Here is a 24,382-nt window from a genome sequence, read left to right on the forward strand (position 1 = left end):
TTACGTTAGAGGAGGGAGGGTCCCGTGTGGTTGGGGGCGCCAGACGCAGGGCCCCCGGCGGGTGGGGGGTTGGTGTGTTGGCCCGCACGGGAACCGTGCGGGCCAGCACACCGTCTACTCGGCCGAGGTGAGGGACAGCAGCACGTAGTGCCGCAGAAGCCGGCCCGCGATCTCTCGGGTTTCGGTGTCCCGCCTGCCGTCCAGGCTGTAGGCGGAGTCCACCGCCCAGAAGACGAACAGGCATGTCGAGAGGTAGGCCGGCAGGTCCTCGCAGCGCAGTACGGACTCGGCCAGGTCCTTGATCAGCTGGGTCACCGAGCGTCCGGCGATGGCGGGGCTCATCCCGGCCAGATCGTTCTGCCAGTCGGCGGGCGGCTGCTGGGTGCCGTCCAGGGTCGTCAGGTCGAGGGCCCGCATCGCCAGGTCGTGGACCTGCCGCGCCTGGAGGGCGTCCGACGGCCGCGGCTGCTCAAGGCCGTCGCTCCAGCCCGCGAGTCGCTCCCGGAGGCGGTCCGCAGAGGCCTCACGAATGAGGTTGCGCGCCCACTTGCGCGGCTCCTCGTGGTTGTCGTGGTGGAGGATCAGGTCCAGCGGGCCGTGCTTGTCGAACCGCATCAGGCGCCAGACCAGGTCGAAGAACTCCTCACGGAGCAGGATGTCACCGAAGGGGATCACCTGCTCGCGGCCCCTGATCTCCTGCACCTTCGGCGCCTCGGTGGCGGCCGTCATCCACTCCTCGAAGCGCGGTCCGCTGAGCGTCTGCTCGTGCAGCGGCAGCGGAACAGGCTGTTCCGGAGCGTTGCGCCACTTCGTCAGCAGTTCGGCGATGTCACCGGCCGACGCCTGGAGGCTCGCGAGGAACCGCCGCTCGTACGCCTCGTCAGGGGTGCCGCAGGTCAGCAGCTCGCTCAACGAGGCATCCGCGGTGTCCTCGACGTCGCTCACCAGGCGGCCGGGGTTGTCGGCCACCCGGTGGAAGGCGATGATGACGCAGCTGCGGGCCTTTCCGGTCGCGGTCCGGAAGCGGTGGTGCACCAAGGAGCCCGCGGCGAACACACTGCTGAGCGGCCGGTCGGGGTCGGTGACCTCGACGACGGTCGGCTCGGCCTCGCCGTTGAGGCGCTTCTGGGCGGCGAAGACCTTGCGGATGCTGTCCGGGGTGGTGAAGATCGAAGCGTTCTCACTCGACCACGGGACGCCTTCGCCGTTGGCCAGACAGGTGCGGGCCAGCTTGTGGGTGCCGGGCAGGAACGTGAAGTTCTGGCCCGCCGGGCCCTCCGCCGTCCCGCGCCGCCAGGTGACGAGGATCTTGTACTCGTCGTTGAAGGGGGTGTTGTCGATGTGGAGCATGTTGTCCTGCGCCAGAACCGACAACGGCTCGGCGTCCTTGGCCCGGGCGTCGACGATCCGCACCGGCCCGCCGACGGCGTAGGCGATGAGGGCGACCATCAGCGGGTGCAGCAGCGGCTGGTTGACCTCGGGGTCGGTGAGCAGTCCGACGGTCCTGCGCAGGTCGACGAAGCGGTGGATGAAGCTGCCGCTGCCCTCCCGGCTCATGATCTCGTCGTAGCGCTCGACCAACGACAAGAAGTCCATGGTGGCCACGATGTCCGCGAGCACCACCGCGCCCTTGTCCGTCAGCTGGCCGAGCAGGTCGCGAAGGCCGGCGCTCGTCTCGGCCGCGGCGTCGCGGTCCAGTGCCTCGAAGGCACTGTCGAGCTCCTGGAGAAGGAGGCCCCGGAAGGCTTCCTTGCCCTCCAGGTCACGGAAGCGCTTGTAGGCCCAGGGCGCGGGCAGCTCGTCGAGTGGCACCAGCTCGGGAACGATCGGTGCGGCGAAGTCCAGCGTGGGCAGGTCCTGCAGGGTGAAGCGCGCGAGCCGTACTCCGTCGGCTCGTTGTGCACGGGAGGAGAGGGAGGTCTCCTGCGGGTAGGTGGTCATTGGGACGCCTTTCGTAGAGAGGGTGGGACGCCACGCCGGGCCTTGGGACGGCGGGCGAGGATCTGGAAGGAGTGGGGCCCGTGGCGGGGGGAGCCGCCCGGCTTCTGGAGGCCGTCGGCTGCCGCGCCGCGCCTATGCCGTCCGCCCCTCGCCGGACCGTCGGGCCACCTCGACGACCGGCAGGTGGGAGGCGCTGAGCACGTGGCTCGTCAGAGCGCGCCAGCCGGCGAGGAAGTCCTCCATGGCCGGTGCGTCCAGGTGGTTGGCGGCGTGGACGACCGTCGTCGCCAGGCCTTCGGCGGTGCGGCGGGACCACAGGGACAGCCCGGGGGTCGTCCCGGCGAGCGGGAGCGGCAGGCGGGTGGCGGGAGTACCGGCGAAGAGCAGGGGCGCGTCGTCGCTGTCGTCGGCCTCGGTGTACTCGAAGAAGATGACGGTGGGCGGGCCCTGCTGCGGGACGCCGCTGGCGTCCAGGACGTCGCGGTAGCCGGGTCCGCGGTGGTCCATGGCGCCCAGCAGGACGCGACGGGTCTCCGCGACGACATCGTCGAAAGTGGGACGCTCGGGCAACCGGAAGCGGAGGGCCACGGTGGTGGAGAGCCAGCCGACCGTGTGCTCCAGGTCGTCCGTTCCGCGCAGGTCGTCGGGAGCACAGATCGTGAGGTCGTGTTCGCCCGTCACGGTGTGCAGATGCGCGACGAAGGTCGCGGCATGGACCGTGAAGAGCGTGGTGTCGTGCTGTCGTGCGTACTCCTGCATGGCGTCGGCCGTGCCGGCCGGGACCAGGCTGTGATGACGGACGCCGTCGGCAGCCGGTTCTGCCGACGGCCGGGCGTTCGGCAGGTGGAGCTGCGGGAAGAAGCGGTTCGCGGTGACCTCGGGCAGCCAGTAGGGCAGGAGCCGGGCGCGCAGCTGCCGCAGGCCTTCCGGCCCGTGCCGTCGGCTCACCCAGTCGGAGAACTGGACGGCCACCGGAGGGAGTTCGCAGGTGTCGCCGGTCGCCCCCCGGGTGTAGAGGCGGGCCAGTTCCGTGCCGAGGATCTCCGCTGAGCGTCCGTCGGAGATGCTGTGGTCGCTGACCAGCAGGAGCACCGACCGGTCCGGGGTGAACCGGTAGAGCGCGGCGCGCAGCCGGGGCAGTTCGCGCGGGTCGAACGGGAGGCCGGAGAACTCGGCGGCCAGGGCCAGAGCCCGGGGCAGTCGGTCCTGCTCCGGGAGACCGGAGAGGTCGTGCGACCGGAGGGGGACATCACCCGTCAGCAGGACCGTCGCCTCACCCACCCCGTCCCGCATGGTGAACACCGTGCGCAGTGCGTCGTGCCGGGCCGCCAGGGCGGCGAGGGCGGTGGTGAGCCGGTGCTCGTCGACGGGACCGTTCAGCGAGACGCACCACGGCACGGTGCGCACGTGGGGCTTCGCGCCGAGCGTCCGGTGGGCCAGGTCGCGTTCCAGCGACCGCTGCTGCGAGGGGGTCACCGGAAGGGGCTCGCCGGGGCGGATCCCGGCGGCGGCCGGGCGCGGTCCGGAATCCGGCGTGGGCGCGGACTCACGGTCCGTCAATTCTGCCAGCACCACCGCGAAATCCTTCAGCACGGGATTCCGGAACAGGATTTCCAGCGGAACGGGTATCTCCAGTTCGCGACGCAGTCTGAGACAGACCCTCGCTGCCTTGAGCGAACTCCCGCCGAGCGCGAAGAAATTGGCGTTCGGATCCAGGTTGTTCGTACCGAGTACGGCGGCGCTGACTGCGCACACCAGTTTGAGATGGTCCATCGCTATGCCTTCTCCTGCCCGACCTGCCACTGCCGCGGGGTTTGGGTGACGCGGGTCATCCATGGATTCTCTTGCGGCGGATCGCCGGCCGACAGGTACGGAAGGGAAGCGGTCGGTGCGTGAACACCTCGCGGAAAAGGCAGGTGAGGCGGTTGCGGCAGGGCAGCTGAAGGTGCCCTTTGATGTGCCCCTCCGGTCACTTCCCGTGCCGTGGGGGAGAACCTAGGCTCGCCAGCGATCGAATTTTCCAGGACGGTTGGTGGCGACGGTGAAGGTGCTGGATCCCGACAGCGGGAACGCGGACGAAAATGGTTCCGTAATGGCTTCCGCCAAGGAAAATGCGCTGTGGCTCCTGCACGAGATCATGCAGGAGAGTGGAATCAACAATGTGCCGTTGGCGGTCCAGGTGACGGGCCGGCTGCGGTGGTGGTCCCTTCAGCAGACGGTCGACGCTCTGATGCGGCGGCACCAAGTGCTGCGCACCGTGTTCCACACGCGGCAGTCCGGTCAGCAGGGCGCGTTGCGCAAGGAAGTCCTTCCGCCCGATGACGTGGAGATCGCTGTCGAAGTGATCCGGTCGACTCCGCAGAGCCTCGAAGAGGACATCAAGGCGTTCGCCGCGACGCCCTTCGCACTGGAGGGGCAGCCGCTGGTGCGTGCCGCGCATCTGCTGTGCGAGACCGGTGACGTGTTCTGCTTCGTCGTGCACCACGTCGTCTTCGACGGACGCTCCGCCAATGTGGTGCTCGCCGAGTTCGCCGCGCTGTACGGCGCCCTGGCCGTCGACGCCGCGCCCGCGCCCGAGTTGCTGCGCGAAGTGCCGGTCCTGGTGGAACCGGAGCCCACCGCCGCCAGCGCCGCGTACTGGCGCCGGCACCTGTCGGGTGCGGACCCGGCCCGCATGGAGCTGTGGTGCGGCCGTCTCGAGCCGGACGCGCCGACCCTGGCCGGAGCGCGCATCGTGCACGAACTCTCCAGCGAGGCGCGGTCGGTGGTGCGCCGGCTGCGCAAGGAGCTGAAGGCGACCGAGAGCAGCGTGCTGTTCGCGGCGTACTACCTGCTGCTCGCCCGGCACGGTGCCGGACCCGACCTGGTGGTGGGCACGCCGGTGGACATACGGGGCGCCAAGGCGCGCGACCGCATCGGCTATCACGTCAACACGCTGGCCTGCCGGGTGCGGGTGGACCTCGGTGACACCTTCCGAGCACTCGTCCACACGACGCAGGACGTGTTCCTGGGCGCTGTCGCACGAGCCGACATGCCGGTCGATCTCGTCCTGCCCGGCATCCCGCGCCAGGACGCCTCGTGGCGCGGCGTGCTGTTCCGGCACATGTTCAACTACATGCCCGACGACGGCGGGGACGGCCTGACCGTCGGCGGGCAGCCCGCTCGCACGCTGGACGTGGACCGTGGGTACAGCCGGTTCGACCTGGAGTTCCTCGTGTCGCCGTCGCCCAAGGGGACGCGTGTCAAGGCCGTGTACAGCACGGAGATCCACACGGCCGCGGACGTCCGGTCGCTGCTGGAGCGTTACGAGGAACTGATCCTGGCCGTGGGCCTGGAGCTGGACCGGCCGATGGGCGACCTCCCGCTGTCCAGCGGGCGGGACCGCGCGGTGCTGGAGGGTGCGAACCGTACGGAGCGGGCCGTCGCTCCGGCCAACGTGCTGGCGGCGATCGCCGCGCGAGCGGCGGAGCAGCCCGGTGCGGTGGCCGTCGTGGACGGCGGGCAGGACGTCACGTACGGCCGGCTGTGGCGTACGGCCGCGGCCACCCGTGCGGCCCTCGGCGCGGCGGGCGTGCTCCCGGGAGACGTGGTGGCGGTCGAGGCCACACGCGGCGCCGCGCTGGCCGCAGCGGTGCTCGGGGTGTGGCTGGCAGGGGCGTCCTACCTGCCGCTGGACCCGGCGCATCCCCGTGAACGGCTGGCCTACCAGCTGGAGGACTCCGGTGCCAAGGTGCTCCTGGGACGTGGCGGGTGGGACTGGATCAGTGGGCCGTGCGCTGTCCTTCCTTTTGCCGAGTCAGGACCGGACGGCCCGCTGGAGGGCCTGGGGACCGTGCCCACGCCCGGGGAGCGCGCCTACCTGATCTACACCTCCGGCAGCACCGGCAGGCCCAAGGGCGTCGAACTCAGCCACGCCAACCTCGCCAACGTCGTCGGGCATTTCGCGCGGACCGTGTCGGCGGCTCCGGGCGAGGCCGTTCTGTGGCTCACGACGTTCGCCTTCGACATCTCCGCGCTCGAACTCTTCCTGCCGCTCTCGTGCGGCGGGCGGGTCGTGGTCGCACCGGACGAGGCCCGCACCGACGCCTCCGTTCTCTTCGGGCTCGTCGAACGGCACGACGTCCGTGTCATCCAGGCCACCCCGACCACCTGGCGGCTCGTGGTGGACGAGGCGGGCGGCCGCCTCGCCGGGCGGCACGTGCTGTGCGGCGGCGAGGCGATGCCTGAGGCCCTCGCGGGCCGGCTGCTGGACACCGGCTGCCGGTTGCACAACGTCTACGGGCCGACGGAGACGACCATCTGGTCGACCGCCGCCGAGGTGCGCGCGCGGCCGACGGGTGCGGTGGGCATCGGGACCCCGATCGCCAACACCACCGTCTTCGTCTCCGACCCCGACGGGCGCGAACTGCCCCTGGGCCTGCGCGGCGAACTGTGCGTCGCGGGGGACGGCGTGGGCCTCGGCTACCGGGACGCGAAGCTGACGGCGGACCGGTTCCGTGACCACCCGCGCTTCGGCCGCCACTACCGCACGGGCGACCTCGCCCGGTGGCGGCACGACGGCACGCTGGAGATCTTGGGCCGTGCCGACCGCCAGGTGAAGCTCCGGGGCAACCGGATCGAACTGGGCGAGGTGGAGGCCGCCATGGCGGGATGCCCCGGAGTCTCCGCGGCGGCCGCGGTGATCGCGGGCGACCCGACGGCCGACGGGCGGCTGGTGCTCTTCGTCCACACCGCACGTGGCGAGGAGATCGTCCCGGATGCCTGGGCCCACGCGCGTGCCGTCCTGCCCGCCTCGTTCGTCCCCAACGATGTGGTGCCGGTGAGCGGCCTGCCCACCACGCCCAACGGCAAGGTCGACTACCGGGCGCTGACCGAGACGGCCCTGGTCCGCCGGGCCCGGCGCGCGTCCGTGCCCGATGCCGCGGCCGGGACCCCCTCCGGACCCGCGGACGGCAAGGAGGCGGGCACCGCGCGGAGCGGTGACACGCTGGCCGGGCAGCTGGTGGCGCTGTGGGGCGAGTTCCTGAAACGGGAGGACGTCACCGCCGACACCAACTTCTTCGTGAGCGGCGGCCATTCACTGCTCGCGGCCCGCCTCGTACGGCGGATCGAAAAAGTGACCGAGACCCAGGTCAAGCTGGCCGACGTCTTCGGCGCGCCGACGCCCTCCGCGCTCGCGGCCCGTCTTGTCGCCCGCCGCACCGCCCGGTCGGCGCCGGCGGGAGGTGGCGCGGCGTGAGCAGGAAGAAGACCGCACGCAAGAGCGCGCCGCCGGCGCCGATGGCGACGGCCTCCGCCCCGAGGACCACCGGCACCGGCAAACCGGCTGCCGACGTGCTGGCCGGGCTGTGGTGGGAGCTGCTGGAACTACCGCCCGGAGCATACGGGGACGAAACGGGCTTCATCAGCAACGGCGGCACCTCGTGGGTGGCCGTCCGGCTCAAGGCACGGGTGCGCGAGCACTTCGGCGTGGAGATCCCCCTCACCTTGTTGCTGCGCGACAACGGCTCGCTGGCCCGACTGCGCGAGCTCGTCACTGCCGGGCCGGCCGAACCCGGCCCGGCGGCCGAGGCCGGCCGGCCCCTCTCGCCCCCCGCCTCCGGCCGGTCCCGGTCCCGGCTGGCGCCCGCGCAGCGCCGGATGTGGATGCTCAGCCGCCTGCACCCGCACTCCGCCGCGTACAACGTGGTCACCGCGCTGCGGCTGCGCGGGCACCTCAGCCTGCCCGCGCTGCGGGCAGCGCTCGCCGACCTCACCGCCCGGCACGACGCCCTGCGCGCGTCGGTCGACGTGCCGACGGGCGTCACCGATGGCGAACCCTCACTGGTCTACGCGGACGCCGTCCGTCCCGATCTGCGCGTACGCACCATTCAGGGCCCCTTGGAAAGCGCTGTCGCGGCATTCGTACGGGAGACCGCCGAGCGCCCCATCGCCATGACCGGCGCTCCCTTGTGGCACGCGGCGCTGCTGCGCTCGCGGACGGTCGACGAAAGCGTCCTGGTCCTGTCCCTGCACCACATGATCTCCGACCAGCACACGCTCGACCTGCTGCTGGCCGACCTGGCGGCCGCGTACAACGCCAGGTCGCACGACGAACCCCCGCAGCTGCCGCCCGCCCCCCGTTTCGCCGACCACGCCGAAACCGAGTCCGACGCGGTGGGCGGATCCCGTTGGAAGGCCGATCTCGCGTACTGGCACGACCGGTTGGCCGACGCCCCGCGCGACAGCGACCTGCCGTTCCGGCTGCCCAGCCCGGACCGGCCCACCTTCACCGGGGAGACACACCCACGCCCCCTGGGCGTGGACCGCACCCGGCAGATGGAGGCGTTCACCCGCGAGCACGCGGTCACTCCTGCCGTGCTCGTCCTGGCCTGTGTGGCCTTCGTGCTGTCGGCCTGGTCGGGGCGCTCCGGCGTGGTGCTGGGAATGCCCGCCTCGCGGCGGCGCAGCTCGGCCGACGACGCCTTGGTCGGGTTCCTCGTCGAGAGCCTGCCGGTGCGGATCGACGTGGATGGTCACGCCGGCTTCTCGGCGTTCCTCCAGCACGTCAGGGAACGCCAGGTCGAGGCGCTGGAGCACGGCACGCCGACCTTCGACACGATCGTCGAGGCGCTGGGCGTGCCGACCCGGCCGACGGGCAATCCGCTCTTCCAGGTGTGGGTGAACGACCTCAGTCAGGTGGCGCCCGCGCCGTCGATGACCGGGCTGGATGTCGCGCTGGTGGACGTCCCCGGCTTCGCCGCGCTGTTCGACGTCAATTTCTACCTGCGCCGCACCGGCCCGGCCTACCGCCTGGATCTGGTGCGCGCCACGGACCGGGTCCCCGCCGAAGTGGCCGAGGAGCTGGCCGACCAGTGCACTGCCGTGCTCGACCAGGTGTTGGAACACGCGAACGTCCCGCTGGCCGACCTCAGCCTGGTCACCGAGCGCTCCCGTGCCGCCCGGGTCCCCCAGCAGCGGCCATCGCCTGCCCGCACCCGGCTCGCACCGGAGCCCGGTCTCGCCGGCCAGGTGCTGGCCGCGGCCGCGCGGCACCCCTCGGCGACGGCGCTGCTGACGGCCGACGGCACGGCCCTGCCGTACGGCTGGCTGGCCGGGCAGGTGACGACGCTCGCCGCCCGGCTGGTGGCCGACGGCGTGGAGCCGGACGCCGTGGTCGCCGTCGAGGCGGTGCGTGGCGTGTGGCTTCCGGTGGCGCTGCTCGCCGTGTGGCACGCGGGCGCCGTCGTCGCACTGCTGGACGGCACTCTGCCGGAGCAGCGGCTGGCTGCCTGCCGCGACATCGTCCGGCCCGCGCGGACACTGCGGCTGGACGGCGGCCCGGACCGGCCGCCGACGCTGCTGGCCGGGGCCGCGCGAGCCCGGACACTGCCCGGTGCGAGCCATGTGCTGTTCACCTCGGGCACGTCCGGCACGCCCTCGGCGGTGGAAGTGCCGCGCGGGGCGCTGGAGTCCGCGCTGAGCTGGTACGACCGGACCTACGCCACCCGGGCCGCGGACCGCACCGCGCTGCTGTCGGGCCTGGGGCACGACCCGGTACTGCGCGATCTGTTCGTACCGTTGCGCGCGGGCGGTGCGGTCGTGCTGCCGCCGGCCGACGTGCGCACCGACCCCGCACGCTTCCTCGACCTGCTGCACGGCAGCGGGGTGACGCTGCTGCACGCGACCCCCGCCCTGCTGGAGCTCCTGGCGGCCGCCCACGAGGAGCGGCCCGCGCTGCGCCTGGACGCCCTGCGCCTGGTCATGTCCGGGGGAGCGCCGCTGACCGTGGGCCAGGCCCACCGGGTCCGGGCCTTCACCCAGGCGGCCGTCGTCAACGCCTACGGAGCCACCGAGACACCGCAGATCGCCTCCGCCCACCTGGTCGCCGCGCGCTACGCCCCGGTCGCTGCCGCACTGCCCGCCGAGGCCGCCCTCCCGGTGGGATCCGGTGCGGCCGGTGCCGACCTGGTCGTCCTGGCACCCGACGGGAGCCCGGCCGGAGTCGGACAGCGGGGCGAGGTCCTCGTCCGCGGGCCCTTGCTGGCGACCGGCTACCTCGACGGCACCGGGCCCGGCGAGCGGTTCGCACCGCGGCCGGACGGGACGACGGGCCCGGCCGCGGGCACCTACCGGACGGGCGACCTGGGCCGGCTCGACCCGTGGGGCCGGGTGCACGTGGAGGGGCGCACGGACCGGCAGGTCTCGGTGAACGGCTACCGGGTCGGGCTGGAGGAGGTCGAAAGTGCCGCCCGGCGCCATGCCGACGTCCGAGACGCCGGTGCGGCGCTGACCCCCGACGGTGTCCTCACCTTGTGGGTGGTGCCCCGTGACGGCAGCGCGCCGACCGTGGCCGGGCTGCGCCGCCACCTGGCGGCCTGGCTGCCGCCGCTGGCCGTACCTTCGTCGATCACGCTGACCGGTGACGTGCGCATGGACGCCAACCACAAGGTGGTGATCGCGAGCACGGGGCTCCAGGAAGAGACCGCCGCCCGGGTCCCGCCGACGAGCCGAGCGCCCGCTGACGGGCCGTCCGACGGCCGCGCCGGACCCCCGCAGGGCGACGACCCGGCCGCTGCGATCCTGGCCAGGCGGCTGCGGGAGCTCGTCGGCCAGGACGTCGGCCCGGATGAGAACTTCTTCGACGTCGGGCTCGACTCGATCACCCTGTTGCGGCTGCACGAGTCGCTGCGGCGCGAGCTGCCCGGCCCGCTCACCGTCACCGACCTGTTCACCCACGCGAGTCCCCGGTCCCTGCTGCGCTTCCTTTCCGACCGGAGCACCGGAGAGACCCGAACACCGCACCGCCCGGCCGGTGCCACGACCGCCAACCTGCACGACGCCGCGGAACGCCGCAGGGCGATCCGCCGGCGCATCCACCTTGAGGGGCGAAGTACCCATGAATGATCAGCTGGAGCCGATCGCCGTGATCGGCCTCGCCGGGCGGTTCCCCGGCGCCCGTGACACCGAGGCCTTCTGGCGCAACCTGCGTGAGGGCCGGGAGTCGGTGCACTTCCCCTCCGACGAGGAGCTGGCGGCGGCCGGGGTACCGCCGGAGGCCCTGGACGATCCCGGCTACGTCAAGGCGGTCGCTCTGGCGCCCGACGTCGACCGGTTCGACGCCCGGTTCTTCGACCTGTCGCCGCGCGACGCCACGTCGACCGACCCGCAGATCCGGATCTTCCTGGAGGCCGCGCACGCCGCGCTGGAGAACTCCGGCTATGACCCGGAGCGCATCAGCGACGTCGGCGTATTCGGCTCGGTCGGCGTCAACCGGTACGTCGACCTGCTGGCCGGTGCCGACCACAGCACGGTGCGCAGCGCGTCGGGCATGTCCGTGGGCGTGCTGAACAACTCGGACTACGCGGCCACCCTGGTCTCGTACAAGTTCGACTTCCGCGGCCCCAGCATGACCGTGCAGACCGCCTGTTCCAGCTCCCTGCTGACGGTGCACCTGGCCGCGCAGGCGCTGCGCAACGGTGAATGCGAGATCGCCTTGGCCGGCGGCTCCGACGTGGAGTTCCCCCTGGGGCACGGGCACTGGTGGGCGCCCGGCAGCCCGATGACACCCGACGGCCACTGCCGCCCCTTCGACAAGGACGCCAACGGCACGATCTTCGGCAGCGGAGCGGGCGTCGTGGTGCTCAAGCGGCTCGGCGACGCCCTCGCGGCCGGTGACACGATCCGGGCCGTCATCCGCAGCACCGCCGTCAACAACGACGGCTCGGGCAAGATCGGATTCAGCGCGCCCAGCGTGACCGGCCAGTCCGCGGTCATCGCGGAAGCCATGGAAATGGCGGGCGTGGCTCCCGGCGAGGTCTCCTACGTCGAGGCGCACGCCACCGGCACCCCGCTCGGCGATCCCATCGAGGTCGCCGCCCTCACCCAGGCGTACCAGCGGCTGGCCGACGGCGAGTTGGAGCCGGGCAGCTGCGCGATCGGTTCGGTGAAGGGCAACATCGGGCACCTGGGTCATGCCTCAGGGGTGACAGCGCTGATCAAGGTGGTGCTGTCGCTGGAGAACGAGCAACTGCCGCCCAGCATCAACTGCACCGAGCCCAGCCCGAAGCTGGGGCTGGAGAGTTCGCCGTTCCGGGTCAACACCGAGCTCACCCCGTGGCCGCGCGCGGCCGGTGCGCCACGGCTGGCAGGGGTGAGCTCCCTGGGAATCGGAGGAACGAACGTGCACGCCATCGTCGAGGAGGGGCCGATGCCCGCGCTGACCGCACTCGACGGCCGCGAGCGGCTCGTGGTGTGGTCGGGCAAGAGCCCGCAGGCCGAGCAGGCCTACCGCGACCGGCTCGCCCGGCACCTGGCGGCAGGTGGCGACGACGCGTTCGCCGACAGCGTCGCCACCCTCCAGGCGGGCCGCACCGCCCACCTGCACCGCGCGGCAGTGGTCGCCGCCGACGCGGGCACCGCCGCGGCGGCCCTGACCGGACTGGACGGGCGGAAGCCGGTTCTGGGGCCCGGTGCCGCCGTGCCCCGCGGCATCGTGTTCCTGCTGCCCGGACAGGGCGCGCAGCACGCGGGGATGGCCCGGGGCCTGTACGGCACCGAGCGGGAGTTCACCCGTGCCTTCGACGAATGCCTCGACCTCCTCGACGGGCACGGCCTGGCGGTGCGCGAGGCGTGGCGTTCCGCCGAGAGCGACGACGACCTGCAGGACACGGCGTTCGCGCAGCCGCTGCTGTTCGCCGTCGAGTACGCGCTGAGCCGGATGTGGCTGGCCTGGGGGGTCCGTCCCCGCGGGCTGCTGGGCCACAGCATCGGTGAACTGGCGGCGGCCGCGGTCGCGCAGGTGTTCAGCCTCGCCGACGGCGCCGCGCTGGTGGCGGCCCGGGTGCGGGCGATGGAACGGGCGGAGCCCGGCGGCATGTCCGCGGTGGCGGCGCCCGTCGACACGGTGCGGCGCCTGATGACGGCGGAGCTGACCGTGGCGGTCGTCAACGGCCCCCGGCAGACGGTGGTCGCCGGACCGCTGCCCGCGCTCGAGGCCTTCGCCGAGATCCTGCGCGGCGAAGGCATAGCGAGCCGTCCGGTGCGGACCTCGCACGCCTTCCACACTCCCCTGATGGAGGCGGCCGCCGCAGAGTTCGAGCGCGCCTTCGAAGGTGTCGAACTGCGCGCGCCGAAGCTGCCGATCCATTCCGCGGCCACCGGGCGGACCGTCACCGAGCAGGAGGCTGTGACGCCCGCCTTCTGGGCCCGCCAGGTGGCAGCCCCGGTCCACTTCGGCCCGGCGCTGGAAGCGCTGCTCCGCGACGGGGACCACCTGCTCCTGGAGGTGGGTCCGGGACGCACGCTGACCTCGCTGGCCGTCCGGTACCCGGAGATGGCCGAGGACCGGCACGCGGCGGTCGCGACCCTTCCGCGTCGCCGGGACGACCGTGACGGTGACGGCGCCGACTGGCGCTCCGTCATGGAGGCGCTCGCGGTCATCTGGACCGAGGGCCACGAGGTGGACTGGGACGCCGTCGGCCAGTGCGAGCCCGTCCGGCGCGTCCCCCTTCCCGGCTACCCCTACCAGCTGTCCCGGCACTGGGCCGACGCCCCCGCCCTGCGCGACGGCGCCGGCACGGCGGCCCCGGATCCCGCGACCGAGGAGCAGCATCCCCGGACCGGCCCGGCGGACTCCGCAGCCCCGGTGGACCGGCCCGGCGGACTGCCCGCCCCGGACGGGGACGGGCAGCCGCCGGCCGCCGGTTCCCCTTTCGGCACCCTGTCGTGGACGGACGTACCGCGCAGGGCGACCCCCCGGCCGCCGAAGGACGTCCCGGCGCTGGCACTGCTGCCCGCCGATCCCGGCCGGGCACTGGAGATGTCGCTCGCGCTGCAGCAGGCCGGACTTCGCGTCACGCGCGTCCAGCCGGGTGACGCCTACGAGGAGACCGGTGCGGGATTCCGGGTCCGCCCGGGAACGGCGGAGGACTTCGAGCGGATGTTCCGCACGCTGGCCGCCCGTGGCACCTGGCCCCGGGTCCTGGTGCACGCCCTCACCCTCGCCCCCTGGACCCGCCCGACCTCCGCCACGGTGCCCGGCCAGCTGGACGACGCCTTCCACAGCCTGGTCGCGCTCACCCAGCAAGGGGCCCGGCACGCCGGCGCCGCCGGGATGCCCGCCGTCATGGTGCTCACCGAGAACTCGGCGGACGTCTCGGGCGCGGAACCGGTGGACCCGGTCAAGGCCATGACGCACGGACTGCTGCGCACCCTGGCGCTGGAGGACGAGCGCGTGGTGTGCAAGCTGGTGGACATCGGTGCCGGGACCGGCGAGGACGCCCTCGTGGCCGAGCTGGGCGAGTGGCAGCTCCCCGGTGTGGTCGCCCTGCGCGGCGACCGCCGCTGGCACCGCACCGAGCGGGAGTACCACCCGGTGCCCGGCACCCGGCCCGGACTGCGGCGCGGCGGCGTCTACCTGGTCACCGGGGGGCTCGGCGGACTGGGCATGGAGGTGGCCAAGGGCCTGGCCCGGACCGGGCTGCGACCGCGCCTGGTGCTGCTGGGCCGCAACGGCCTGCCCGAGGGTGAAGAACGTGACCGGCTGCTGGCCGCCGGCGACGCGCGGACCACCCGCCTCGTGGCCGACCTGGAGGAACTCACCGCGTCCGGCGCGGAGTACCGGGTCTTCGCGTGCGACGTGACCGACACGCGGTCGCTGCGCCGGGCCGCGGACGTCGCCGTGGCCCGCTTCGGACCGGTCTCCGGGGTGCTGCACCTGGCCGGCGTCGCGGGTGACGGGATGCTCGCATTTCGCGACCGCGAGCAGACGAGCGCGGTCCTGGCACCCAAGGTGCAGGGCACCGTGGCACTCGCCGGCTTGTTCGCCGACCGCCCGCAGCTCGACTTCTTCGTCTCCTTCTCCAGCCGTGCCGCGGTCGCAGGCCTGCAGGGCGGTGGTGACTACGCGGCGGCCAATGCCTTCCTGGACGCCTTCACCGGCACCTCGCTGCTGCCCGGCTGCCGCATGCTGAGCGTCAACTGGCCCGCGTGGAACACCGTCGGCATGGCGGTGCCCGCCCTGGCGGCCCGCGACGGCCGGCCGCAGCCGGACGCCACCGCGCGACGGGTCTGGAGCACCGAGCTGACCCCGGCCCGGTGCTCCGCGCTCGACGAGCACCGCATCGACGGCAAGGCCGTACTGCCCGGCACCGGGCACCTCGACCTGGTCGTCCGGGCCTTCCGGGCCGAGTGCCTCGACGGCCGGCCTGCCCCGGTCCGCCTGACGGACGTCGTCTTCCTGCGGCCGCTGGTCGTGGAGGAGAGCTGCCAGGTGGAGATCTCCTGGGAACCGGCGGACTCCGGCGACGGCGAATGGCACTTCACCGTGGCCTCGCTGGCCGCGGCCGGCAGGCAGGTCCACGTCACCGGCAGCGCCACCGGGAACGTGCCGCGGGCGGGCGGAACGGACCTCGACCTCGCAGCGCTGCGGGCCCGGCACACGGTCCGGCGCCCCCCGGCCACCGGCCGCAAGAAGCCGCAGCGGCTCTTCTCGCTCGGGCCGCGCTGGAACAACGTCGTCACCCTCGACAGCGTCCCCGGCGACCGCGCCGAGCACCTGGTCCGCCTGGCGCTGCCCGAGGTCTTCGCGGACGAGACCGCTGACCACGCCCTGCACCCCGCGCTGCTCGACTGCGCGACGTCCCATGCCCGCGACCCGGAGCGCGACACGTTCCATCTGCCGTTCATGTACCGCTCCTTGACGGTCCACGCAGCCTCGCTGCCCGCCCGGCTGCTGAGCCACATCCGGCGCCAGGACAGCGCGGACGGGCTGATCGTCGCCGACGTGACGCTGCTGTCGGAGGAGGGCGCGGTGCTCGCCGAGATCCAGGGTTTCACGATGCGCCGGGTGGAGGACGCCACGTTCCTCCGGGCCCCTGAGCCGGCCGTCGCCGCATCGTCCGCCGCCGCTGAAGCCACCGCCGCCGGGCCGACCGCCACGGCGGACGTCCCGCTCGCGGCGTCCGGTGTCCGGCAGGACGGCGCGCTGGCCGTGCAGTCCGGCATCGACCCCGACACCGGGGTCCGGCTGCTCCTGGACCTGCTCGACTCCGTGACGCCACGTCAAGTGACGGTCGTACCGTTCCGTGACGGACTGCCGATGCCGGTCGCCGTGCCGACGATGCCGGTTCCGCCTGCGGCGCCCGTGCCCGTCATGCCCGTCGCCGTCGTGCGCGCGGCGCCGCCGGCGCCGGCGGCTTCGGCCCCGGCCTCCCCTTCCGCTCCCCGCCCTGCCCCCGCCCGCCCGGTGCCGTCCCCGGCCCCGGTCCAGGCCTCGGCAGCCGAGCCCACCGGCACGGATGCGGTCGAGGAGCGGTTGCGGGACCTGTGGAACGCCGCGCTGGGCACGGAGTCGATCCAGCCCGACGACAACTTCTTCGACCTCGGCGGCAACTCGCTCACCGCCGTGGAGCTGATGTTGCACATCCGCAAGCACTACGCGCTCGACCTGAGCATCGGGGCGCTGTTCGACAACCCGACGCTGCGCACCCTCGCAGCGGAGCTCCGAACGAGGGGAGCCCGCTGAGATGACGGACACCGCACCGGACACCGGCCCCGGCACGCCGCCGGACCCGCTGTTCGACCTCGCCCCCGGCTGGCGCATGTGGCGCCTGTCGGCCCTGCGCGGGGCGGGCATGCCCTTCGCCTGGCTGGAGGACCTCGCCGCCCACGGCCCCGGCCCCGGCCGGTTCCTCTCCGAAGAGCGGTACCTGGAGGCACTGGCCTGGCAGAACCCCGCCGCCGTGCGCAACTGGGTCGCCCGGCACGCCACCGCACGCGGGGACGGCCAGGACCTCAAGCGCGGCGGCAAGCGGGACGCGCTCCTGGCCCGCTACGCGCAGCGGTACTGCGCCAAGAACGACACCATCGGGTTCTTCGGACCGGTCGCCTGGGCGCGCTTCGACGAGCGGGCGACCGGTCTGCGCCAGACCGGCACCGGCGGCATCCGCCACCGCAGTACCCACTTCGAGACCTGGGCGCTGGAGACCCTGGCCGAGGCGTGGTGCGACGATCCGCTGCTGGCACCGCACCTGCCGGTGCGCGTGCACCCGGCCGTCCATTTCGACGGCGCCGTGATCCGCCGTCCCTGGCGTCCGGCTGAATCCGCCACCGGCGTCACCGCGGCCCTGCTCACCGCCGTCGGCGCGCACGGAGTGGCGGGCCCGGCGGTGCGCGCGGCCGCCGGCCACGGCCACCCGGACACCGAGGTGGCGGCGGAGTTCGACCGGCTGCGCCGCGCCGGCGTGCTGGCCGTCGGGTTCACCGTGCCGCTGGACGAGCATCCCGAACGCCGCCTGCGCGAGCAGCTGGAGCGGATCCCCGACCCGCTGGCGAGCCGCGACCCGCTCGAGCAGTTGCGCGAGCTGGACCGGCGACGGGACGCGGTGGCCACCGCGGCCGGGGACGCCCTGGCGACCCACCAGGCGCTGGAGGACCTGGGCGGCTACCTGAGCGAGGCGACCGGCCGGGCAGCCAGCCGGGACAAGACACAGACCCTGTACGGGCGTTCCTACCTGTACCAGGACAGCCGCCGCGACCTCGACGTGACCATCGGCGGCGATCTGACCCAAGCGCTGCGAGGGCCGCTGGCGCTGCTGCTGGACAGTTCGCGATGGCTGGCGGCGGAGGCGGCCGCAGCGGTGGAGGAGCGGGTGCGGGACCGCTACCGCACCTTGCGCGGGCGCTCGCAGGAGGTCACGCTCAGCGAGCTGTACCTCGGGGTGGCCGATGTCCTGGCCGGAGCGCCGGGCACCGTCATCGACGACGTGGCGGAGGACTTCCGGCTGCGCTGGGCGGAACTGCTGGACACCGGACCCCAGCCGGCGGGTGCCGGGCGGGCCCGCGAGATACGGCTGAGCACCGCCGAGCTCGCTCCGCTCGCCGCAGCGCTCTTCCCGCAACGGGCCCCGGCCTGGTCCGGGGCCCGGTACCACAGCCCCGACGTGATGCTGGCCCGGAGCGGGGGACCGGACGGCCCGGCGCGCTGGGTCCTGGGCGAGCTGCATGTCGCGCTCAACACCCTGGAGAGCCGCGTCTTCCACACCCAGGCCGACGACCGGGACGAACTGCGCGACGCCGTCGCGCAGGACATGGCGGGCGGCCGGGTCCTGGCCCTCCAGCCGAACGACTCGCCGGAAGTGTCCCCGCGTACCTACCCGCCGCTCGCGGTCCACGTGCCCGGCGCCTACGCGTACTGGTCGTTCGGCGGCGACGCGGGAGCTCCGGGCGGGGCGGTCTCCTGGCCCGCGACCGCCCTGCGGGTCAGCGAGGCCGACGGGGAACTGGTCGTGGAGCCCCCGGACAGGTCCTGGTCCGCGCCGGTGACCGAGGCGCTCGGTGAGTTCCTGACCGCCCTGGTGGTCAACCGGTTCCAGATCCGTCCCAAGGGCGCCCACGAGCCACGGGTGCTGCTGGACGAGATGGTGATCTGCCGCGAGAGCTGGCGCATCCCGGTCACCGCGCTGCACGGCGCCCGGTCCGCCGAGGCCCTGGCGGCCGACCTGCGGGCGCGGGGCGTTCCCCGCCACGTCTTCGCCCGCACTCCCGCAGAACCCAAGCCGTTCTACGTGGACCTGGACGCACCCCTGCTGGTCCGCAACCTGCAACGGGCACTCAGGCTCGCCACCGCCCTCCCCGAGGAGGACGTCTGCCTCGACCTGGGGGAGATGCTGCCGGGCCCGGACGACCTGTGGCTCGACGACGAGGACGACGGGCAGTGCACCGCGGAGTTCCGCCTGGTCGCGGTGGACGGAACCGCGCCACGGCCGGTGACCATGACTGTTGAAGGAGAAGCACGATGACGCAGACGCCCGGCTGGCGCACTCTCACCGCGGCGACGCCCCCCGAAGCGGGAGGAACGCCGGGCACCGTGCTCGCCGTGGACTTCGGCCAGAGCAGGACGGACGCCGGTTTCCCCGAACTCGTGGCGCACCTGGACACCCCGTACACGGTGCTGGAGACCGTACCCCCCGCCACCGGTCTGCGGGACCGCACCGCGCTGGAGCCCCAGGCGTACCTGGCCCAGTGGGCCGACGCGCTCGCCGCACGCCCCGGGCCGGTCCGCGCCGTGCTCGGATACTGCATGGGCAGCCCGCTGGCGCTCGGCCTGGCGGCGCGGCTCGCCACCACCCAGCCGACCACGCCCCTGGTGATCCTCTTCGACCCCGAACTGCCGGGAACCGGCACCTTCCACGCCCAGTTCACCCGGGCCGTCGAGGGACTGGCGGACGAACTCACCCCTGACGAGCTGGCGGAGGCGACGCGCCGCGCACAGGACGCCGCCGCTCCTTCGGCCGACCCCGTGGAAGCCGCCGCCTGCCTGGCCGGCCTCTACCGGGAACTGGCGAACCGTGCCTTCACCCGGGCGGAGCTGGGCGAGGAGCTGGCCGCCGAATCCGCCGACCGGTTCGAGCACTTCCTGGCCTACCTGGTCGCCGCGCACCTCACCACCGACGCGTCCTGGACCTGCGACCCGATCGCCGTGACCTCCTCCACCCCCGGGGCCGCCGCCCGCCACGCCGCCCAGCGGCACACGTTCGCCGTCCCCCGTCAGGACCTGCTCCGCAGCCCCGAGGTGGGCCGCGCGCTGTCCGGGCTGCTGCGTGACGGCGCACACCGCCCCGCACCCGGAAAGGCCTGAGATGCCGCAGACACCCCACACACCCGATCCCCACGCCGACGCGGTGGACATCCGCGACCTGCGACGCGTCTACGAAACCCGGGGCTGGCGCGGCCCGCGCACCACCCGGGTGGCCCTCGACGACGTCAACCTGCGAGTCGGCCAGGGCGAGGTGCACGGCCTGCTCGGCCCGAACGGCGCGGGCAAGACCACCCTCGTCAAGATCCTGGCCACCACCCTGCTCCCCACCTCCGGAACCGTCCGCGTCTACGGCCACGACGTGGTCACCGCGGCCGCCGGAGTGCGCCGGGAGATCGGTCTCGTACTCGGCGGCGACCGGGGCCTGTACCAGGGCCTGTCGGCACGCCAGAACCTGCGCTACTGGGCGGCCCTGCAGAAACTCGACCGCGCCGAGGCCCGTCGGCAGGTCGACGAGGTGCTGGACCGCTTCGGACTGTCGGAGCGCGCCGACGTCAAGGTGGAGACCTTCTCCCGGGGCATGAAGCAGCGCCTCCACCTGGCCCGGGGCCTGGTGGGCAATGCCCGCCTCATCGTGCTGGACGAACCCACCATGGGCATGGACCCGGTCGCCGCCCGCGCCTTCCGCGACCTGGTGCGCGCCCTGAAGGACGAAGGCCGGTCCCTGGTGCTGGCCACGCACGACATGGCCGAAGCCGAAGAACTGTGCGACCGCGTGACCCTCATCAACGAAGGCCGCATCCTGACCACGGAAACCCCCGAAGCACTCGGCAAGCTGATGTCACGTCACGAGCACATCGACGTCGAGGACGCCCCCGGCCACGTCCTGGCAGAGATCGCCGCCCACCGGGCAGTCGCCTCCGTCGAGCCCGCCGCCACCGGCACCGCCCGGATCCGGCTGAGCGACGGGCCCGCCGCGCGCGAAGTGCTCGCCCTGTTGGTGGAGGCCGGCGTGACCCGGATCAGGACCGGCCGCCCCAGCCTGGAGGACATCTACGTGGACATGCTCGGCGAACGCGGACTGAAGGTGTCGGCATGAGGGTCTTCACCTCGGCGTTCCGGCTGCAACTGGCACTCTTCCGCAGCGCGATCGGCCGTGTCTCCATCGTCATCGCACTCCCCTTCCACGTCCTCATCTTCCTTTCCATCACCCGGCACGGCGGACGCGTGGACCTGGACCAGCAGGCCGCCCTGGCACCCGCGCTGGCCGGGATGTGGACGTTGTCCCTGATGCTGGCCGGAGACATCATCGACGCCGACCGCTGGAGCGGCGTCCTGGACGTGGTGCTCTCCGCGCCCGCGTCGTTCTTCGCGAACCTGCTGGGCCGCTGCGCCGCGGTCGGCGCGCTCGGCCTGGTCTGCTTCGCCGAATCGTGGGCGTTCGCAGTGCTGTTCTTCGACGCCGATCTGTCCTTCGCGCACCCCGGCTGGTTCCTGGCCGGGCTGCTCGCCACCTGCCTGGCCACAGCCGCCACCTCCACGGTGATGGCCACGGTCTTCGTCCTGGGACGCACCGCCCTCGCCTTCAAGAACGCGCTCAACTACCCGGTCTACGTGCTCGGCGGGGTCTTCGTCCCCATCGCCGCACTTCCGGAGTGGTCCCAGCCCTTCTCCCGCGTGATCTTCCTTTCCTGGAGCGCCGACCTGCTGCGCGCCGCAGCCGGGCCGGACCCGATGGACAACCCCATGGGCCAGATCACCGCGATCCTGCTGCTGGGCGCGGGCACCCTGGCCGCCGGAGTGTGGTCCGCCCGCGCCGTGCTCCATCGGGTCCGCACCACCGGACGGGTGATGGCCGCATGAACAACGCCCTCACCTCCCGGCTGGGCATCGCCCGGAACGCGGCCCTCCTCGGCTTCGCCGAATACCGCTCCCAGTACACCCTGCAGTCCTGGTTCTTCGGCTGGGGACTGCGCCTGGTCTTCCAGGTGGTCTTCTTCGCCACGATCGGAACCGTGGTCGGCGACCAGGACACCGTCCGCTACCTGGCGGTCGGCAACATCGTCGCGGTCGGCACCATCGAATCGACCTCCTCGGTCCTGTCCATCATCCGCGACCGCAGGAACGGCACCCTCACCCAACTCGTCGCCGCCCCCGGCGACCCCGTCGTCGCGTTGCTCAGCCGCAGCCTCAACAACCCGGTCAGCGGGTTCATCAGCTCCATGGTCGTGGCCGCCTTCATCGTGCCCGTCTTCGGCATCCCGCTGCCGGGAGCGGCCACGACAGCCATCGTCCCCATCGTGCTGACGGCCTGCTTCTCCGCGTACTGCTACGGCGCGCTCATCGGCGCCGTGGTGATGCGCTACCCCAACGCCGGATGGGGCGCGCTCAACGTCGCGTACCTGCTGCTCATGGCGTTCACCGGGGTCAACGTACCCGCCTCCTTCTGGCCCGCGCCGATCAGTGCACTGGCCGACGTGCTCCCGGTCACCCATGGCCTGCGCGCGCTGCGCGGCCTGCTCGACGGCGCCCCGGCGGCACACGTCGCAGGACAGCTCGCCCTGGAGGCCGCAGTGGCCGTGGGCTGGCTGGCGGCCGCGGCCCTGCTGCTCGCCTTCCTGATCGGACGGGGCCGGCGCAGCGGAGGACTCGACGCGGTGCACTGACCCCAGCGCCACGCCCTCGGCCCCCGTGCCCCCTCCACCCCGACGACCATCCGCCCGGCCACCTCGGCCCCGGCGGGGGAGACCCCATGGAATTCAGCCTGTTCTACTTCGCCGACGACGACACCGCGCAGCCCCCGGCGCAGAGCGAGCCCCCGGCGCAGAGCGAGCCCACGGCCGGTACCGCCACCGGCAAGTACCGCCTCCTGCTGGAAGGCGCCAAGATCGCCGACCGGGAAGGGCTCTGCGCGGTGTGGACGCCCGAACGCCACTTCCACCGCTTCGGAGGCCTCTACCCCAACCCCGCACTCGCGGGTGCCGCCATCGCCGCCGTCACCGAACGGGTGCAGATCCGGGCCGGCAGCATCGTCGCCCCCCTCCACGATCCGATCCGGATCGTGGAGGACTGGTCCGTGGTCGACAACCTCTCCGGCGGCCGCGCCGGAATGTCCTTCGCCTCCGGCTGGCACGCCACGGACTTCGTCCTGCGGCCCGGCGCCTATGACGACCGGCGCCAACGGGTGACCGAGACCATAGAGGAAGTCCGACGGCTGTGGAGCGGTGACCCGCTGACCGCCGAGGACGGCGGCGGCAGGCAGGTCCAGGTGACCGCACACCCCACCCCCGTGCAGACCTTCCCCCGGATGTGGCTCACCAGCGCGGGTTCCGCCGAGACGTTCCGGGCCGCCGGAGAACTCAACGTCGGCCTGCTGACGTACCTCCTGGGACAGGACCGGGACGACCTCGCCGACAAGATCCGCGAGTACCGGGCAGCGGTCCGCCGCGCCAGCGGCAACTCCTGGTCGGGCCACGTCGCCGTGATGGTTCCCACCTACCTCGACACCACCCGGGAACTGGCCAGGGAACGCGTCACCGGCCCGCTGGCCGCCTACTTGAAGAGCAACTTCCGCCTCATCGCCGGATCGCTGCGCCGAGGCGCGGCTTCGCTGGACCCCGCGACCCTCAGCGCCGCCGACGTCGACGAGATCGTCCAGCGCTCCCTCGGCCACTACTACGAGCACTACGCCCTGTTCGGCACCGTCGACGACGCGACCGCCGCCGCCGAGAAGATCGCCGAACTCGGCGTCGACGAGATCGCCTGTCTGATCGACTTCGGCGTCGCACCCGAGCTGGCCCTGGCCGCCATCCCCCGCATCGCCGAACTCGGCCGGGCGTTCCGGTGACCGCGCCGGCCCCCCACCACACCTGGCGGATCGAGCAGGCCGACGCCGTCGAGGACATCGAGGCAGACCTCCTCGGCGGCCTGGCGGTCCCCGGCGGGACCGCGCACTACGTCGCCGAGCTGGCACGCCTCGAACTCGCCGAATCCCTGCGCGGCACCACCGTCCGGTACCTCCAGGCCCGCGACGGCCACGGACGGTGCGAAGCCGTCCTGCCGGTCTACCGCGTCACCGCACCACTCCCACCGGCCCTCACCCCGCAGACCGGTCCCTGGCGCGACGGGGAACCGGTCCACCTGCTCGGTGCGCCCGGCGCGACCGCCAACCACCTCGCGGTCTCCACGACGCTGTCCCCGCGGCAGCGGCAGACCTGCACGGGCCTGTTGCTCGACCACGCGCTGGCCCTGGCCGCACACGACGGCGCCACCGCGGTGCTGCTTCCCCTGGCCGATGCCGCCCAACGATCGCTGGCCACCGCGGCCCTGGCCGAAGCGGGCCTGGCCGAAACGGCCTTGGTACACACCGAACCCGTTGCCGGGCTGGACGTCACCTGGGACAGCTTCGACGGCTACGTCGCCTCGCTGGCCGGCAGCCGCCGCGCCGGGATACGCAAGGAACGACGCCGATTCCTGGACAGCGGCATCGTGGTCACCCAGGAACCGGTCCTGGACGTCTGCGAGGAGATCGCGCCGCTCGTCCACCAAGTGGAACAGCGCTACGCGCGGTCCACCACGCTGGACCAGATCGAGTTCTACCTCACCGGACTCGGCCTCGCCATGGACGACAGCGGATTCGCCCTGGTCGCCCGCTCCGGCGGCCGGGCACTCGGAGCCTGCGTCATCTGGGAGCACGACGACGCGTGGGTCATCCGGTGCTGGGGCTGCGACTACGCCAGGACCGACCGGGAATCGCTCTACTTCAACATGGTCTTCTACGAGCCGGTTGCACGCGCCATCGCGCGGCGGATCCCGCGTATCCACGTAGGCCCCCAGTCCATCGGCACGAAGACCACCCGGGGCTGCACCGTCGACGAGCTGCACACGCTCCTCATCCGGTGACCCGAGCCGCATCCCTACGCC

Annotated in this window: 12 protein-coding genes; 10 read left to right on the plus strand and 2 right to left on the minus strand. The window is 73.0% G+C overall.

What is annotated here, in order from left to right:
- Nucleotides 1-114 precede the first annotated feature (114 nt).
- Both ACZ7IF_RS05740 and ACZ7IF_RS05745 read right to left on the minus strand, forming a co-directional pair.
- On the minus strand, nucleotides 115-1,941 hold the full coding sequence (locus tag ACZ7IF_RS05740; protein WP_470963616.1) for a hypothetical protein: 1,827 nt from the start codon (nucleotides 1,939-1,941) through the stop codon (nucleotides 115-117).
- A 132-nt stretch (nucleotides 1,942-2,073) separates the two neighbouring features.
- Nucleotides 2,074-3,714 carry a condensation domain-containing protein gene (locus tag ACZ7IF_RS05745; RefSeq protein WP_470963619.1) on the minus strand — a complete coding sequence of 547 codons (1,641 nt, stop codon included), beginning with the start codon at nucleotides 3,712-3,714 and terminating at the stop codon, nucleotides 2,074-2,076.
- Nucleotides 3,715-4,033: 319 nt separating this feature from the next.
- On the opposite strand from ACZ7IF_RS05745, the gene ACZ7IF_RS05750 reads away from it, so the two are divergent.
- From ACZ7IF_RS05750 to ACZ7IF_RS05795, 10 genes are all read left to right on the plus strand, one after another.
- Nucleotides 4,034-7,180, plus strand: a complete 3,147-nt coding sequence (locus ACZ7IF_RS05750) for a non-ribosomal peptide synthetase (RefSeq protein ID WP_470963622.1) — start codon at nucleotides 4,034-4,036, stop codon at nucleotides 7,178-7,180.
- The gene (locus ACZ7IF_RS05755; RefSeq protein ID WP_470963624.1) at nucleotides 7,177-10,827 is read left to right on the plus strand and encodes a condensation domain-containing protein; all 3,651 of its coding nucleotides are present in this window, start codon (nucleotides 7,177-7,179) and stop codon (nucleotides 10,825-10,827) included. Before ACZ7IF_RS05750 ends, ACZ7IF_RS05755 begins: the two co-directional genes overlap by 4 nt.
- Nucleotides 10,820-16,447, plus strand: coding sequence for a type I polyketide synthase (locus tag ACZ7IF_RS05760; protein ID WP_470963627.1), 5,628 nt, complete (start codon nucleotides 10,820-10,822; stop codon nucleotides 16,445-16,447). The genes ACZ7IF_RS05755 and ACZ7IF_RS05760 overlap by 8 nt, the downstream gene beginning before the upstream one ends.
- 1 nt (nucleotide 16,448) lies before the next feature.
- Nucleotides 16,449-18,722, plus strand: a complete 2,274-nt coding sequence (locus ACZ7IF_RS05765; RefSeq protein WP_470963630.1) for a lantibiotic dehydratase — start codon at nucleotides 16,449-16,451, stop codon at nucleotides 18,720-18,722.
- Nucleotides 18,719-19,561 (plus strand): hypothetical protein, encoded by an 843-nt coding sequence (locus ACZ7IF_RS05770; protein WP_470963633.1) that lies wholly within the window; start codon nucleotides 18,719-18,721, stop codon nucleotides 19,559-19,561. The genes ACZ7IF_RS05765 and ACZ7IF_RS05770 overlap by 4 nt, the downstream gene beginning before the upstream one ends.
- Before the next feature lies 1 nt (nucleotide 19,562).
- Nucleotides 19,563-20,558 (plus strand): ABC transporter ATP-binding protein, encoded by a 996-nt coding sequence (locus tag ACZ7IF_RS05775; protein ID WP_470963636.1) that lies wholly within the window; start codon nucleotides 19,563-19,565, stop codon nucleotides 20,556-20,558.
- Complete coding sequence (locus ACZ7IF_RS05780) at nucleotides 20,555-21,322, plus strand: ABC transporter permease (RefSeq protein WP_470963639.1); 768 nt, start codon at nucleotides 20,555-20,557, stop codon at nucleotides 21,320-21,322. The genes ACZ7IF_RS05775 and ACZ7IF_RS05780 overlap by 4 nt, the downstream gene beginning before the upstream one ends.
- On the plus strand, nucleotides 21,319-22,125 hold the full coding sequence (locus ACZ7IF_RS05785) for an ABC transporter permease (protein WP_470963642.1): 807 nt from the start codon (nucleotides 21,319-21,321) through the stop codon (nucleotides 22,123-22,125). Before ACZ7IF_RS05780 ends, ACZ7IF_RS05785 begins: the two co-directional genes overlap by 4 nt.
- An 86-nt stretch (nucleotides 22,126-22,211) precedes the next feature.
- On the plus strand, nucleotides 22,212-23,306 hold the full coding sequence (locus tag ACZ7IF_RS05790) for a MupA/Atu3671 family FMN-dependent luciferase-like monooxygenase (protein WP_470963645.1): 1,095 nt from the start codon (nucleotides 22,212-22,214) through the stop codon (nucleotides 23,304-23,306).
- Nucleotides 23,303-24,361: a peptidogalycan biosysnthesis protein gene (locus ACZ7IF_RS05795; RefSeq protein ID WP_470963648.1), complete on the plus strand. Its 1,059-nt coding sequence runs from the start codon at nucleotides 23,303-23,305 to the stop codon at nucleotides 24,359-24,361. Before ACZ7IF_RS05790 ends, ACZ7IF_RS05795 begins: the two co-directional genes overlap by 4 nt.
- Nucleotides 24,362-24,382: the final 21 nt, after the last annotated feature.

Source organism: Streptomyces sp. NPDC037421 (genome assembly GCF_055602105.1).

Bases quoted from the DNA above. Each gene is read 5' to 3' on its own strand.
- ACZ7IF_RS05740 (WP_470963616.1), bottom strand. From the start codon at position 1,941: ATGACCACCTACCCGCAGGAGACCTCCCTCTCCTCCCGTGCACAACGA.
- ACZ7IF_RS05745 (WP_470963619.1), bottom strand. From the start codon at position 3,714: ATGGACCATCTCAAACTGGTGTGCGCAGTCAGCGCCGCCGTACTCGGT.
- ACZ7IF_RS05750 (WP_470963622.1), top strand. From the start codon at position 4,034: ATGGCTTCCGCCAAGGAAAATGCGCTGTGGCTCCTGCACGAGATCATG.
- ACZ7IF_RS05760 (WP_470963627.1), top strand. From the start codon at position 10,820: ATGAATGATCAGCTGGAGCCGATCGCCGTGATCGGCCTCGCCGGGCGG.
- ACZ7IF_RS05765 (WP_470963630.1), top strand. From the start codon at position 16,449: ATGACGGACACCGCACCGGACACCGGCCCCGGCACGCCGCCGGACCCG.
- ACZ7IF_RS05770 (WP_470963633.1), top strand. From the start codon at position 18,719: ATGACGCAGACGCCCGGCTGGCGCACTCTCACCGCGGCGACGCCCCCC.
- ACZ7IF_RS05775 (WP_470963636.1), top strand. From the start codon at position 19,563: ATGCCGCAGACACCCCACACACCCGATCCCCACGCCGACGCGGTGGAC.
- ACZ7IF_RS05780 (WP_470963639.1), top strand. From the start codon at position 20,555: ATGAGGGTCTTCACCTCGGCGTTCCGGCTGCAACTGGCACTCTTCCGC.
- ACZ7IF_RS05785 (WP_470963642.1), top strand. From the start codon at position 21,319: ATGAACAACGCCCTCACCTCCCGGCTGGGCATCGCCCGGAACGCGGCC.
- ACZ7IF_RS05790 (WP_470963645.1), top strand. From the start codon at position 22,212: ATGGAATTCAGCCTGTTCTACTTCGCCGACGACGACACCGCGCAGCCC.